Origin of the sequence: Ralstonia sp. 25mfcol4.1 (assembly GCF_900104095.1) — a bacterium.
Lineage (GTDB): Bacteria > Pseudomonadota > Gammaproteobacteria > Burkholderiales > Burkholderiaceae > Cupriavidus.
This window is the reverse complement of record NZ_FNJO01000005.1, coordinates 71,495-86,110: the sequence shown is the minus strand read 5'-3', so window position 1 is coordinate 86,110 and position 14,616 is coordinate 71,495. Positions and strand designations below refer to the sequence as shown.

Genomic DNA, 14,616 nt, shown 5'->3' with positions numbered 1-14,616 from the left:
CTCCAGAACGAAAACGGCCGGCACGCGCGATGCATGCCGGCCGGTTGCCATTGTACTGCGGCGGAAATCCCTTACGCGCTCACGCCATTACACGGACATGTCGCGCGGTTCGGGCTTGCGGTCGTCGAACCAGCGATACAGCGTGGGCACCATCACCAGGGTCAGCAATGTCGACGTGATCAGCCCGCCGATCACCACCACGGCCAGCGGCCGCTGCACCTCCGAGCCCGGGCCGTCCGAGAACAGGAACGGCACGAGGCCCAGCATGGCGATGGTAGCGGTCATCATCACCGGCCGGAACCGCTGGGTGGCGCCGCGCACCACCGCATTGCGCAGCGACATGCCCGACTCGCGCAGCGTGCGGATGTACGACACCAGCACCACCCCGTTCAGCACCGCCATGCCCCACAGCGCGATAAAGCCCACCGATGCCGGCACCGACAGGTATTCGCCGGTGACGAACAGCCCGATGATGCCCCCGATCGATGCAAACGGCAGCACCGTGATGATCAGCGTGGCAAAACGCAGCGAGTTGAACAGCAGGAACAGCAGGAAGAAGATCGCGGCGATGGTGATCGGCACGATCACCTTCAGGTGGCCCATGGCGCGCTCCATGTTCTGGAACTGGCCGCCCCACTCGTAGTAGTAGCCCTCCGGCAGCTTGACCTTGGCCTCCGTGGCCGACTGCAGTTCGGCCACGAAGCCGCCCAGGTCGCGGTCCTTCACATTGATCATCACCACCACGCGGCGCTTGGCCATTTCGCGGCTGATCTGCGCCGGGCCATCGCTGACCTCGATCTTCGCCACGCTCTGCAACGGCACCTGCACGCCGTCGGGCGCCTGCACCAGCAGCTGGCGGATGGCCTGCACGTTGCCGCGGAACTCCTCCGGCAGGCGCACCGCCGCCGCAAAGCGGCGCTCGCCCTCGAAGATGTCCGTGGCGCGCTTGCCGCCGATGGCGATCTCGATGATGTCGTGGATGTCCGATACGTTCAGCCCGTAGCGCGCAATCGCCTGCCGATCGATTTCGATCGACAGGTACTGCTGGCCCGAAATCCGCTCGATACGCACATCCTCCGAGCCCTTGATGCCGCCCGCCACGCGCGCGATCTCGCCGGCCAGCCCGCGAAGGCGGTCGAGATCATCGCCGAAGATTTTCACGGCGATGTCGGAACGCACGCCGCTGACCATCTCGTCCACGCGGTCCGAGATCGGCTGCGCCATCACGATCTGCACGCCCGGAATGGCCTTGAGCTTTTCGCGGATGGCGTTGGCGATATCGTCCTGCGTCCAGCCGTCGGGCCACTCGTCGCGGTCCTTGAGGCTGGCGATCGGCGTCGACTCGTTCTGTCCCTGCGGGTCGGCCGGGCTTTCGCCCCGGCCCACGCCGGACACCACCGACTTCACGCCCGGCACCTCAAGCACCAGCTTGTTGGCCTGCCGCTCCAGCTTGATCGACTCCTCCAGCGAGATGTTCGGCACGCGGTCCAGCGCCGGCACGATCGACCCTTCCTTCATTTCCGGAATGAACGACGTCCCGAGCATCGGCACGATCAGCACCGTGGCCACGAACAGGCCCACCGCCGACAGCACCGTCTTCCTGCTGTTGAGCAGCGCCCAGTGCAGCATGCGCAGGTAGTGCCGCTTCATGAACGCGATCACGCGCGTGTCATGCTCGGCACCGCCCTTGAGCAGGTACGACGACAGCACGGGCGACAGCGTCAGCGACAGGAACAGCGAGATGGCCAGCGCAATCGAGATCGTGATGGCCAGCGGCGCGAACATCTTGCCTTCCATGCCCTGCAGCGTCATCAGCGGCAGGAACACCAGGATGATGATGCCCACCCCGACGATCACCGGCGTGGCCACTTCCTGCACCGCCTTGACCAGGACCTGGTTGCGGGTCAGCCCCGACTTGTCCGCATGGCCCAGCCGCTCGAACGCGTTCTCGACGACCACCACCGAGCCATCCACCATCAGGCCGATGGCGATGGCCAGCCCTCCCAGCGACATCAGGTTGGCCGACAGCCCGATCCGGTTCATCACCATGAACGTCAGCAACGGCGTCAGCACCAGCGTGGCCAGCACGATGACCGACGAGCGCACGTCCCCCAGGAACAGGAACAGCACGATCACCACCAGCACCACCCCTTCGAGCAGCACCTTGGTGACCGTCCACAGCGCGGCGTCCACCAGTTCGCTGCGGTCGTAGTACGGCACGATCTGCAGGCCGCCGGGGATCATGCCCTTCGCGTTGATCTCCGCCACACGCGCCTTGACGCGGCTCACCACCTCCTTGGCGTTGCCGGCGCGCATCATCATCACGATGCCGCCCACGGCTTCGGTCTGGCCGTTCTTGACCACGGCCCCCTGACGCACCTCGTGGCCGATCGTCACCTGCGCCACGTCGCGCAGGTAGACCGGCGTGCCGTTGATCTCCTTGAGCACGATGCTGCCGATATCGTCCACGCCCTTGGCCAGACCCACGCCGCGAATCAGGTACTGCTCCGCGTAGTGCGGCAGCACGCCGCCGCCGGAGTTGGCGTTGTTGCGCGCCAGCGCCTGGTACACCTGCTGCAGGCTGACTTCGTAGTGACGCATGCGCTCCGGGTTGACCAGTGCCTGGTACTGCCGCACGTAGCCGCCCTGCGAGTTGATTTCGGCCACGCCCGGAATCGAGCGCAGCAGCGGCCGCACCACCCAGTCCTGCGCGATGCGGCGCTCGGCAAGCTCTTCCTGGGTCAGTTCGCGGTTACCGTCGTCGGGGCGGTCCAGCGTGTACTGGTAGACCTCGCCCAGGCCGGTGGATACCGGCCCCAGCACCGGCGTCACGCCTTCCGGCATGCGGCCTGACACCTCGATCAGCCGCTCCATAACGAGCTGCCGCGCGAAGTAGACGTCGGTCTTGTCCGTGAACACGAGCGTGATCAGGGACAGGCCGGCCTTGTTCAGCGAGCGCATCTCCTCGAGTCCGGGCAGGCCCGTCATCGACATTTCGATGGGCACGGTGACAAAGCGCTCCACCTCTTCGGGCGAGCGGCCGGTGGCTTCGGTGGCGATCTGCACCTGGACGTTGGTCACGTCCGGGAACGCATCGACCGACAGCTTGCCGGCCGCGCGCAGGCCAAAGAAGAACAGCACCACCGCCACCACGCACACCACCAGCCGCTGCTTGATCGCGGCCTCCACAAGCGATGTCATCATGGCGGCTTACCCCTGTTCCAGGCGCTTGCGCTCGTTGTCGAGGTGGAACGCACCCTCCACGACCACGCGATCGCCTGCCTTGATACCGCTCTGCACCACGCGCATGCCGTCGCTTTCCGAACCCAGCTTCACCTTGGTCAGGCGATACTGGCCGGGCGCCGTTTCCACGTAGACCTGCTCGTCGTTGCCGTCGCGCACCACGGCGGAACCGGGTACCACCAGCGTATCGACGGGCTTGCCCGCGATCAGCATGCTGGCCAGCATGGCCGGCTTCAGGCGCCCTTCCTTGTTCTCCAGCTCGGTACGGACCAGCACCGTGCGCGATTGCGGATTCACGGTACGGCCCACGTAGATCAGCTTGCCCGTGATGCGGCCGTTGGTATTGGCCAGCGACGGCACCTCGATGTCGACGGCCTGGCCTTCGGCCACCTGGGCGGCCTGCTGCTCGGGCACCTCGGCCACCACCCAGACGCGCGACAGGTCGGCCACGGTGTACAGCGCGTCGGCCGGCTGCACCACCTGGCCCTGGGCCACGTTGCGCTCCACCACGGTGCCGCTGATGCTCGAAAACACCGGCGAATACGACTCGATGCTGCCGTTCTTCGCCAGCGTGGATATGGCCTGCGCGGACATGCCCAGCACGCGCAGCTGGTCGCGATAGGCGCGCATCTCCGCGGCGGCTATCGCGTATTCGCTCTGGCGGCGCTGCAGTTCGGCGCGGCCGATCACGTCGGCGTCGAACAGCTGGCGCGCGCGCTCGGCGTTGCGGGCCTGCAGGTCGTTCTGGGCCTCGGCCTTCAGGAAGGCCATCTGCGCGGCGCCAAGTTCGCTGCTGTGAAGGCGGGCCAGCACCTGGCCGGCCTTCACTTCATCGCCCAGGATGGCGTAGAGATCGGTCACACGGCCGGTGACGGTGGCGCCGATGCGCGACACACGCTGTTCGTCGAAGTCGATACGGCCCGCCACGCGCAGCATTTCGCTGAACGGGGACGATGCCACGGGTGCCACCTTGAGGGTCTTCTGCAGGTTGTCTTCGGCCTTGACGATGCCGGGCGGCAGCTTGGGCGCCTCGGCAACGGCTTCGGGTTCCTTGGAGCAGCCGGCCAGCGACATCACCATCACGACAGCGGCGGCAATGGAAAGCAGGGAATGAGAGGGACGCATGTTCAGTTCAGATTCTGTGAGACGGGCCGGGAGGGCACGACGGCAGCGGCGCCAGGCGTGGCCGACATGAGCTTTTCGATCTGGATGGCGGCGATCTGCAGTTCGTACTGCGCGTTGATCAGTTCACTGCGCGCATTGCGCAGCACGCGCTGCGCGTCGAGATAGTCGAGAATGCCGCGCTCGCCAAAGCGGTAGGCGGCTTCCGCCACGCCCAGCGCCGACTCGGCTTCCCGCACGATGCCCGATTCCAGCGCGGTGACCTGCGCCTGCGTGATCTCGTACTGCTGGTAGGCGGTGTCCAGCTCCTGCGTGAGTTCGAACTCGCGCGCCTCCAGCGCGGTGCGCGCCTGCGTGGCCTGCGCCGTGGCTTCGCCCACCGGGCCGCTGCGGCGGTCCCACAACGGAATCGTCATCACCAGGCCGATCTGCGAGACGTTGTTGTCCGGCTGGCGATCGGTACTGGCGCGCAGCGACACCTCCGGCCAGCGCAGGGAACGCTGGTAGTCCACGCCCAGGCGGGCGCGTTCCAGTTCGCTGCGGCGCTGGTTCAGTTCGGCGTTATTGGCCTGCATGCTGTCGCGCAACAAGGCCAGGTTCGGCACGTCGGGCGTATTGGCCAGGCTGCCCACCAGCCCGAAGCGCGCGGGCATGGCGCCCCCCACCTGCTGGCGCAGGGTGGCCTTGGACTGATCGACGCGCAGTTCGGCCGTCTGCAGCGTCTTCTGCGCCGCCAGCAGTTCGGTATCGGCCTTGATCAGTTCGTAGCGTGGCGCCTCGCCCACATCCACGCGCACCTTGGCGCGCTCCTGGATCTGGCGCATCAGGTTCAGGTCCTCGCGCGCGGCGGCCAGTTCGGTCTCGCGCCGCAGCACCTGGAAGTACGCCGTCTTGACCCGCGCGGCCAGTTCGGCACGGAAGGTCTGGCGCTGGGCCTCGGATGCCTCCAGCCCGCGGCCGGCCATCTGCTGGCGCAGGTTGCGCTGGTTCGGATAGTCGAACTTCTGGACGACAGCGTACGACGGCGCATTGCCACTGGCCACGCCAGGCTGCTTGCCGGACAGCCGCCCGTACATCACTTCCACCTGCGGGTTCGGATACGCACGGGCGCTGCTGATGGCGGCGGTGGCCGCATCCACATTGGCCTGCGCGGCCTCCGCGCCCTTGTTGGTCGATTGCGCAAGTTCCAGCAGCTGCGGCAACCCGAAGGATTCCGCCTCGGGCGTGGTGGCGCGCGGCATGGCCTTGGCCGCCGGCTTCATGCCCGGCGCCGTGATGCCGGCGGATGTCGCGCTCGGCAACTGGCCAGCGCCGGCCTGCGTCCCGGTATGGGCCATCTTCGCGGGCGCGTTGGCGGGCGCATCGGCCGGTACGGACTGGACGGCCCAGGCCGGCGCCGCCACGAACGACAGCGACGCGACCCAGGTCAACGATTTCTTGGTCTTCATGTCGGAATGGTTCAAACGGTGCGGCTTGCCCGGCCACCCACGACAGGCGTGCCGCGTGCCGGCCGGCATCGGGACACCGGGGGCAAACGGCAAACGCTTTCAGCCGCGACACAGGACGGTCGCGGGCATTACGGGGCGCAAGGGCAAGGACGAGCGCACCGTCCGGGCATCAGCCGGGACGGTGGCCAGTAGACTCAGGCGAGGAGATTGGGCGGCCGGAACAGGCCTTCGGATTCGAACGTGGTACGCGCCGTGGGCGCCTGGAAGCGGTCGCTCACCGATTCAGCGGGTTCGAAATTGGGCAGGACAAAGAGGGCGCTGGTTTCGTCGACCGCATCGAACAGGTCCAGCGGGTCGAGCAGGTCAGCCGACCAGATATTGCAGTAGCCCGGCGGCGGCCCATCGTCGACGATCTCATCGTCGGCACCGAAATCGGGATCGCCCGGCAACACCAACTGGGCGAGGTCGTCGCCGGTCGCCAGCGATGCATAGTCCGGGGCGTCGGCCTGTGCCGCATCCACCACCTGGATCGCCTGCTCCACCTGCGGCACGGTCGCGCGCACGTTCGCCGCTGCCGAAAAGGACAGCGCGGACAGGCACATGGCAGTCAGCAGGAAGAGGACGAAACGTAACAAGATGGGGGCGCGTTTGCAGACATTTGGCAGACAATGCCGACGACATTGCTGCGGTACAGCATTGTAACCGAACGCAACAATTGACTCAGAAAACGGCTATGAGTTCCTTTGCGTCCGCTCCCGCGCTCCCGTCTTGTATGGCTGTATGTCTCAGGCGGCCCTGGCAGCCAGGGCGGGATAATCGGTCAGCCCCTGCGCGCCGCCACCGAACAGCGTGTTGCGGTCGTGCGGGGTAAGCGCGGCGCCGGTGCGCAGGCGCTCGGGCAGATCGGGATTGGCCACGAACGGACGGCCGAAGGCGATCAGGTCCGCCCAGCCTTCCCGCAGCGCGGCGTTGGCCCGCTCGGCGTTGTACTTGCCGGCGTAGATCAGCGTGCCCGGAAATACGTCGCGCAGGCGCCGCTTGAACGCCAGCGGCATATGCGGGGCGTCGTCCCAGTCGGCCTCGGCAATGTGGATGTAGCCCACGCCAAGCTCGCCCAGCCGCTTCGCCGCCGCTGTGTAGGTGGTTTCCGGGTCCGCATCGACGCAACCGTTCAGCGTGGTCAGCGGCGCCAGGCGCACGCCGACCCGATCCTTGCTGCCCGTGCCTTCGATCAGCGCCTGGGCCACCTCGCCCAGGAAGCGCAGGCGGTTGTCCAGCGATCCGCCGTATTCGTCCGTGCGGTGGTTGGCCCCGGAATCGATGAACTGGTTGACCAGGTACCCGTTGGCGGCGTGCAGCTCCACGCCGTCGAAGCCGGCCGCCATCGCATTGCGCGCGGCCTGGCGGTATTCGTCGACGATGGCGTGAATCTCGTCCACGGTCAGCGCACGCGGCTGCGATGCCTGCACAAAGCCCGGCGTGCCGTCGCGCTCGGCCACGAAGACGTTGACACCCTGTGCCTGGATCGCCGACGACGAGACCGGAGACCGGCCGTCCAGCAGGCTGATATGGCTAAGCCGCCCCACGTGCCAGAGTTGCGCGAAAATGCGGCCGCCAGCGGCATGCACGGCGCGCGTTACCTTGCGCCAGCCGGCCACCTGCTCGGACGTATGGATGCCGGGCGTCCAGGCATAGCCCTTGCCCAGCGGCGAGATCCACGTGCCTTCGCTGACGATCAGGCCGGCACCGGCGCGCTGAGCGTAGTACTCGGCCATCAGGTCATTGGGCACATCGCCGGGCTCGCTGGCGCGCGAACGCGTCATCGGGGGCATCACGATGCGGTTGGGCAGGGTCAGGCCGCCCAGTGTCAGGGGCTGGAACAGCGGCGCTTGCGAAGCGGTGTCGATCGAAGAAAGGCTCATCGGAAACTCCTGTGTGGATCGGTCGGATCAGTCCCACGCCGGCGCCAGGGCTTCGGGGCTGACCTCGCGGCCGTTGCGCTCCAGCGCGGCAATGGCGGCCATGTCGTCGGCATCTAGCTTCAGGTCGCGCGCCAGCAGGTTGCTGGCCAGGTTTTCGCGCTTCGTCGACGACGGAATCACGGCATAGCCAAGCTGCAGCGCCCAGGCGAGCGTCACCTGGGCCACCGTGGCGTTGTGCTTCGCGGCGATGCGCGCCAGCACCGGGTCCTTCAGCACCTTGCCGTAGGCCAGCGTCATGTACGACGTCACGGCGATGCCCTGCTCCTTCAGGTATGCGGTGAGCTTGCGGTTCTGCAGGTACGGGCTCAGTTCGATCTGGTTGGTCGCGATCTCGCCCCGGCCCACCACGTCGATGGCCTGCTGCGTCAGCGCGATATTGAAGTTCGACACGCCGATCTGGCGCGTCAGGCCACGCGCCTTGGCCTCGGCCAGCGCGGCCATGAATTCGGGCAGCGACACGCCGTTGCCCGGGGCCGGCCAATGGATCAGCGTCAGGTCCACGTAGTCGGTACGCAGCTTGTCCAGGCTCTCGCGCAAGCTCGGCACGAGCTTGTCAGCGGCGTAGTTCGCGGTCCAGATCTTGGTGGTGACGAACAGCGTGTCGCGCTTGACGCCGCTTTCGCCGATGGCCTGGCCCACGTCGGCCTCGTTGCCATAGATCTGCGCGGTATCGATGGCCCGGTAGCCCAGGTCCAGCGCGTTACGCACCGAATCCACGGCGGCCTGACCTGTCAGACGAAACGTGCCAACACCAAAAGACGGGATGCTCATCGGTAACTCCTGTGAAATTGCGGATTCAGTCCCGCTGGGATGACCGCAGTATGCCGAAGCTACCTTTGCCGATTAAGCCGCGTATCGGCGAATAAATGTTGATCTTAAATCAACAATCAACCGCTCAGTCATCCATCTCCTGCAGCGCGCGCCACTGGATCTTGCCCGTACCGGACTTGGGCAGGGCGTTCAGGAAGCGCACCATCCGAGGCACCTTGTAGGTCGCCATGTGCTCCCTGCACCACGCGATAATCGACGCCTCATCGGTGCCCGGCGCTCCGTGCTGCCCTGGCTTGAGCACCACCACGGCCTTTACCGTTTCGCCGCGCCGGGCATCCCGGGAGGCCACCACGCAGGCCTCGTGGATGGCGGGATGCCCGTACAGCAGACTTTCCACCTCCGCCGGCCACACCTTGTAGCCGTTGGCGTTGATCATGCGCTTGAGCCGGTCGCGCATGAAGAAATAGCCCTCGTCGTCCATGTAGCCCAGGTCGCCCGTGCGCAGGAAACGCTTGCCATCGATCTCGATGAAGGTTTCGGCGTCGGCGTCGGCATTGCGCCAGTAGCCGGTCATGATCTGGCCGCCGTGCAGCACGATCTCCCCCGTCTCGCCGGCCCGCAGTTCGGCAAACGTGGCTGGGTCCACCACGCGGGCGTCCACGCCGAAGGTGGCCACGCCCAGGCACTCGCGCTTGGGGCGATGGCGCGGATTCGACAGGATGAACGCCGCCGTCTCGGTCATGCCATACGCTTCCACATAAGGCAGGCCAAAGCGCGATTGCAGCGTGGTGGCGACCGCTTCTGGCATGGCCGCGCCGCCGCCGCCAAGGAACGCCAGGCTGGACAGGTCGCGGGCATCGATGCCGGGCTGCGCAAAGAAGTCCACCAGCATCGCCGGGGGCGCATTCCAGTTGCTGACCCGGAAACGATCGATCAGCGCCGCCGCCAGCGCCGCATCCCAGCGCGGCATCAGCACGATCGTTGCGCCCAGGTACAGCGGCGCGTGCATGCCGTTCTGCAGGCCGAGCATGTGGAACAGCGGCGCCACGGCCAGAAACACGCTCTCGGGCCCGTTCGCGCGCCAGACCTGCGAACCAGCCGCCGCGCACATCAGCGAGCGATGCGTGTGCATGCATCCCTTCGGCCGTCCGGTGGTGCCCGATGTGTAGGCCAGCAGTGCCAGCGTGTCCGGGCCGGCGCGGTGCGGCAACGGCACCCGTTGCACCGCCATCGCCGCCAGCCACGTCGTGGCCGGCCCGGTCATGCAGGACACGGACAGCGGCTTGCGATCCCGCACCCACCCCGGCACCGGCAGGCCGCCGTCGTCGGCCAGCGCATCGGCATAGGCGAAGGTGATGACACGCTCGATGGCCGTCCCATGCAGCGGCGCCACCTGCGCGTAGAGGTCTTCGGCAACGATGGCCACGCGTGCGCCGCTGTCGTCCGCGACATGTTCGATCTCGCCCGTCAGCCACATCGGGTTGGCCGGCACCAGCACGGCTTCCGCGCGCAGAATTGCGTAACTGGCAATGATGTATTGCGGACAGTTCTGCGCGCACAGCATCACGCGGTCGCCGGGCTGGACCCCGCAGTCCTGTTGCAGGTAGCCGGCCAGCTGCTCGATCTCCTGCAGCAGTTGCGTGTACGGCATGGCGGTGCCGAAATACTGGATGGCAGTCTTGCCGGGATAGCGGCGCGCCGCGTGTTCGACGTTGTAGACCAGGCTGGTGGCCGGAACGTGGATCGTGCGCGGTAGCCCTGACGGCCAGTGCGCGGCGCGGAAGGCGGTCGATGCGGGCACCATGGATGCGAGGGTCATCGTGGAGTCTGGAAGTCATCGGGGAGGCATGGCGCCCAACGATAGTACGGGGGCGCCGCATTGCGTATTTGCGATTTGCGAATCGGGCCTTCGCCTGCCGCAAACCGGGGCGGCCCCGGGTATTCATGCGCGCAGAACCCATGTAACAATCGCGCCCACAAGAACATCGATCCAGGAGACCCTCCGCCATGCAGCCCAGCCCGCCGGGTGCGCAGCGGCACCACGCCGACGGCACCGCGAAGCCGCAGGCGATGCCGACGATGCCGACGATCGTTGCGTCGAAACTGGTGCCACCGGCCCGTGCCGATTCCCATCTGGCACGTCCGCACCTGGTCGACAGCATGCTGGCCGCGCACAGCGCCCGGCTGGTGCTGATCCGTGCGCCAGCCGGCTTCGGCAAAACCACGCTGATGCAGCAATATGTGGCGGCGCGACACTCGCTGGGGCACACCACGGCATGGCTGCGGCTGGACGCCGCCGACAACGACCTGCCGCGCTTCCTGGGGCACCTTGGCGCCGGGCTCCGTGCAGTGGCGCCCGACACGACGCAGGCACCGGCCTCCGCCGAACGGCTGGCGGCCAGCGTGATTGCCACCGCGGCCTCTCAGAAGGCACCGTTCGCGATCCTGCTCGACGATTTCGAAACGATTCAGAGCGAATCCGTGCTGAACTTCGTGCAGTTGCTGCTGGAATCGCTGCCGCCCATCGGCACGCTGGTGGTGGCCTCGCGCACCACGCCTGCGCTGGGCCTTGGCCGCATCCGCGCCCGGGGCCATCTGCTGGAACTCCAGCCCGGCGCACTGCGGTTCACCCTGCCCGAAGCCACGGTATTCATCCGCGACAAATGCGGCCTGCCGCTGGGCGATGCAGAGATATCCAGGCTGCACCGCTATACCGAGGGCTGGGCCACGGCCATCTTCCTGGCCACGCTGTCGCTGCGCCAGCGCACCGACTACGGCCGCTTTGTCTCGTCGTTCTCAGGCTCGAACACCGAACTGGCCGAGTATCTTGCCGAGGACATCCTCGGCGGGCAGAGCGACGCGGTGCGCAGCTTCCTGCTGGAAACCAGCATCCTGTCCCAACTGTCGGCGCCGCTGTGCGATGCCATCCTGGGCCGCACCGACAGCCAGGCCATGCTGGCCACGCTGGAGCGCAACAACCTGTTCCTGTTCCCGCTCAACGGCGAGCACGACGAATACCGCTACCACAGCCTGTTCGCCAGCTTCCTGCAGCATCGGCTGCACGCGCTCGACCCGGCACGGGAAACCGCGCTGCATGCGGCGGCGGCGCGGTGGTATCTGGCGGCCGACCGGCCCGTCCCCGCCATCGATCATCTGCTGCGCGCGGGCCTGCACCACGAAGCCATCGCGCTGATGGCGCAACACGCCGACGCCCTGCTTAACAACGGCCGCGTCAGGCTGCTGTCGCGCTGGTTCGATCTGGTCCGCGACAAACTCCGTACTGCCGACCCGCGCGTGCGGATCAGCGCGGCATGGGCCTTGCTGCTGAACCGCCGCTTCGACGAAGCCATGGCCACGGTGCAGCAGATTGCCGACGACACCGTCGCCGATGCGGCGCGCGAGGCGGTGCTGTTGCAGGCCGAAACGCTACGTTGCGTGCTGTTCGCCATGACGGACCAGATCGACGCCTGCCGCCGCACGGGTCTGCCGCTGCTCGACCGCCTGCCACCCGACGACTCGTTCCAGTACTGGATGCTGGCCAATTCGGTGGCGTATGGCCTGGTGTCGGGGCGACGGCACGACGAAGCGCGCAAGGTGCTGGCCCATGCCGGCGCCAGCGGGCGGCTGGGGGCCGCGCCGGGTGCCGCGTTGCTGCGCAGCGTGGCCGACTGCCTGGAGAGCATCATCGACCTGATCCACGGCAGGCTGGGCCGTTCGATGGCCCGGCTGCGCATTGCACAGCAGGCGTGGCACGAGCGCCCGGACGCGGTCACCGGCGGCCGCGCCGCCGCGGGCGTGATCCTGGGGCTGCTGCTCTATGAATCGGACCAGATCGATGAAGCCGCGCGCTTTGTCAACGACACGCTGCCGTTCGCCAAGATGACCGGCCCGGTCGATTCGATGACGACCTGCCATATCCTCAGCGCGAGGCTCGCGCTGGCGCGCGGTGACCGCGACCTCTGGCACCGCCGCCTGCACGAACTCGATGAACTGGGCCGCCAGGTGCAATCGCAGCGGGCAATCTGCTCGGCATGGCTTGAGCGCGCACGTGTCGCCACCCTCGACGGCGCACTCGATGCCGCCGCGCAATCGCTGGATGCCGCGCAGGCGCACAGCGCGTGGGAAGCCCTCGACGACGCCGGCTACGGCAATGAGGTGGACACCCCGACGGTTGCCCGCTGGCGGCTCGACATAGCGCGCGGCGCCGGCCGCGCGGTGTGCGACGCGCTCGCCGCCGCCATTGCCACGGCTGCCGCACAGCAGCGCCACTGGCGCCTGCTCAAGCTCCGGCTGCTGCATGCGATGGCCCTTGATTCGGTGGGCGACGAGCGGGCCGCCTTCGACGCGCTGACCGCCGCACTGCGCATGGCCAGCCACGAAGGTCTGATCCGGACCTTCGTCGACGAAGGCGAACGCCTGGCCGGGCTGCTGCAGCGGTGGATGACAGCACAGCGCGGCGGCACGGTATCCGGCGTGGCCACGACGTTCGTGCCGGCACTGCTGACGCGCATGGGTGCGTCGGAGACCACTGACACGGCCGCCCCTTCGCCAGTCGAGAGGCAGGCCGCACCGGACGCGGGCCTCGACGCGCTGACGGCGCGCGAACTCGATGTCCTGCGGATGCTGTCGCTCGGTCACCGCAATCGCGCGATTGCCGAAAAGCTCTTCGTCTCCGAGCTGACCGTGAAATCGCACCTGCGCCGCATCAGCGCCAAGCTGGGCGCGCAAAGTCGTACCGAGGTGGTGGCCATTGCGCGTGCGAGGCGGTTGCTGGACTGAGCGGGCCTCAAGGGCCTCAGGCGCCGCCATCCCTTGTTTTGCTCCCCCTCTCCCTTTAGCGGGAAAGGGGTGTAACAGCCGACTGCGCGCAGCCTTACAAGGTCCGCGCGATCAGTTCCTTCATGATCTCGTTCGACCCGCCGTAGATCTTGCCCACCCGCGCGTTGACGTAGAGCCGCGCGATCGGATACTCGGCCATGTAGCCGTAGCCGCCGTGCAACTGCAGGCACTCGTCGATGATCTCGCAGCTCTTCTGCGTGCACCACCACTTCGCCATGGCTGCAGTCTCGGCGGTCAATTCGCCGCGCAGCACCTTGTCCATGCAGTCATCGACAAAGGCACGCGCCACGGTAGCGTGCGTCTTGCATTCGGCCAGCTTGAAGCGCGTGTTCTGCATCTCCAGCAACGGGGCGCCGAATACCTGCCGGTCGCGCACGTAGGCCACGGTCGTCTCCAGCGCGCGCTCCATCGACCCCAGTGCGCCCAGCGCGATCACCATGCGTTCCTGCGGCAACTGCTGCATCAGCTGGTAGAAGCCGCGCCCCTCCTCGTCGCCGAGCAGGTTTTCGCGGGGTACGCGCACGTTGTCGAAGAACAGCTCGGCGGTGTCCTGCCCCTTCTGGCCGATTTTCTCCAGCACGCGGCCGCGTCGGAAACCTTCCAGCCCGGCCGTTTCCACCACCACGATCGACACGCCCTTGGTGCCCTTGTCCGGATCCGTCTTGACCACCACCAGGACCAGGTCGGCCAGCAGGCCGTTCGAGATAAAGGTCTTCGACCCGTTGATGACGTAGTGCGCACCGTCGCACACCGCCCGCGTCTTGACGCTCTTCAGATCCGATCCGGCACCGGGCTCCGACATCGCGATCGCGCCGACCATCTCGCCGGTGGCCATCTTCGGCAGCCACCGCTGTTTCTGCGACGCCGAGCCATAGCGCAGGATGTAGTGCGCCACGATGGCGCTGTGCACATTGGTACCCAGGCTGGTCGCCATGGCGCGCGCCTGCTCGTAGGCGATGATCGCCTCATGCGCGAACGACCCGCCCCCGCCGCCATAGGCTTCGGGAATGCTGGCGCAGAGCATGCCGACCTCGCCAGCCTTGCGCCAGGTTTCGCGGTCCACGTGCTGCTGCTTCCACCAGCGTTCCTCGTGCGGCACGAGTTCGCGCTCGATGAACTTGCGGATCGCGTCCTGGAATATCGACAGATCCTCGGTGATCCACGGGCTCTGGCTTGTCGGCATGGCAGTGCTCCTTTACGTTGCGCGCGCG

General features: G+C 67.1%; 9 protein-coding genes. 1 reads left to right on the top strand and 8 read right to left on the bottom strand.

The features are described 5' to 3' along the window. Positions 1-87: 87 nt before the first annotated feature. From BLQ58_RS10790 to BLQ58_RS10760, 7 genes are all read right to left on the bottom strand, one after another. The gene (locus BLQ58_RS10790; RefSeq protein ID WP_029051138.1) at positions 88-3,204 is read right to left on the bottom strand and encodes an efflux RND transporter permease subunit; all 3,117 of its coding nucleotides are present in this window, start codon (positions 3,202-3,204) and stop codon (positions 88-90) included. Positions 3,205-3,210: 6 nt separating this feature from the next. Further along, entirely contained in the window at positions 3,211-4,368 is a 1,158-nt protein-coding gene (locus BLQ58_RS10785; RefSeq protein WP_092597585.1) for an efflux RND transporter periplasmic adaptor subunit, read from the bottom strand. Positions 4,369-4,370: 2 nt separating this feature from the next. Beyond that, positions 4,371-5,813: a TolC family protein gene (locus BLQ58_RS10780; protein WP_092598084.1), complete on the bottom strand. Its 1,443-nt coding sequence runs from the start codon at positions 5,811-5,813 to the stop codon at positions 4,371-4,373. Between the two features lie 194 nt (positions 5,814-6,007). Next, on the bottom strand, positions 6,008-6,448 hold the full coding sequence (locus BLQ58_RS10775) for an auxiliary protein of the heavy metal cation-transporting efflux system HmyCBA (RefSeq protein ID WP_254775892.1): 441 nt from the start codon (positions 6,446-6,448) through the stop codon (positions 6,008-6,010). A gap of 150 nt (positions 6,449-6,598) precedes the next feature. Then, positions 6,599-7,735, bottom strand: coding sequence for an alkene reductase (locus tag BLQ58_RS10770; RefSeq protein ID WP_092597582.1), 1,137 nt, complete (start codon positions 7,733-7,735; stop codon positions 6,599-6,601). Between the two features lie 27 nt (positions 7,736-7,762). Next, a complete protein-coding gene (gene dkgB / locus BLQ58_RS10765) occupies positions 7,763-8,566 on the bottom strand; it encodes a 2,5-didehydrogluconate reductase DkgB (RefSeq protein ID WP_029051738.1) in 804 nt (267 codons plus the stop codon). A 124-nt stretch (positions 8,567-8,690) separates the two neighbouring features. Continuing rightward, positions 8,691-10,370 (bottom strand): long-chain fatty acid--CoA ligase, encoded by a 1,680-nt coding sequence (locus BLQ58_RS10760; protein WP_092598078.1) that lies wholly within the window; start codon positions 10,368-10,370, stop codon positions 8,691-8,693. A gap of 203 nt (positions 10,371-10,573) precedes the next feature. Here BLQ58_RS10760 and BLQ58_RS10755 point away from each other — a divergent pair, with 203 nt between their 5' ends. Then, positions 10,574-13,345, top strand: a complete 2,772-nt coding sequence (locus BLQ58_RS10755) for a winged helix-turn-helix domain-containing protein (RefSeq protein ID WP_254775891.1) — start codon at positions 10,574-10,576, stop codon at positions 13,343-13,345. Positions 13,346-13,439: 94 nt separating this feature from the next. On the opposite strand, the gene BLQ58_RS10750 is transcribed toward BLQ58_RS10755, so the two are convergent. Then, entirely contained in the window at positions 13,440-14,588 is a 1,149-nt protein-coding gene (locus BLQ58_RS10750; protein ID WP_092597579.1) for an acyl-CoA dehydrogenase family protein, read from the bottom strand. Positions 14,589-14,616 lie beyond the last annotated feature (28 nt).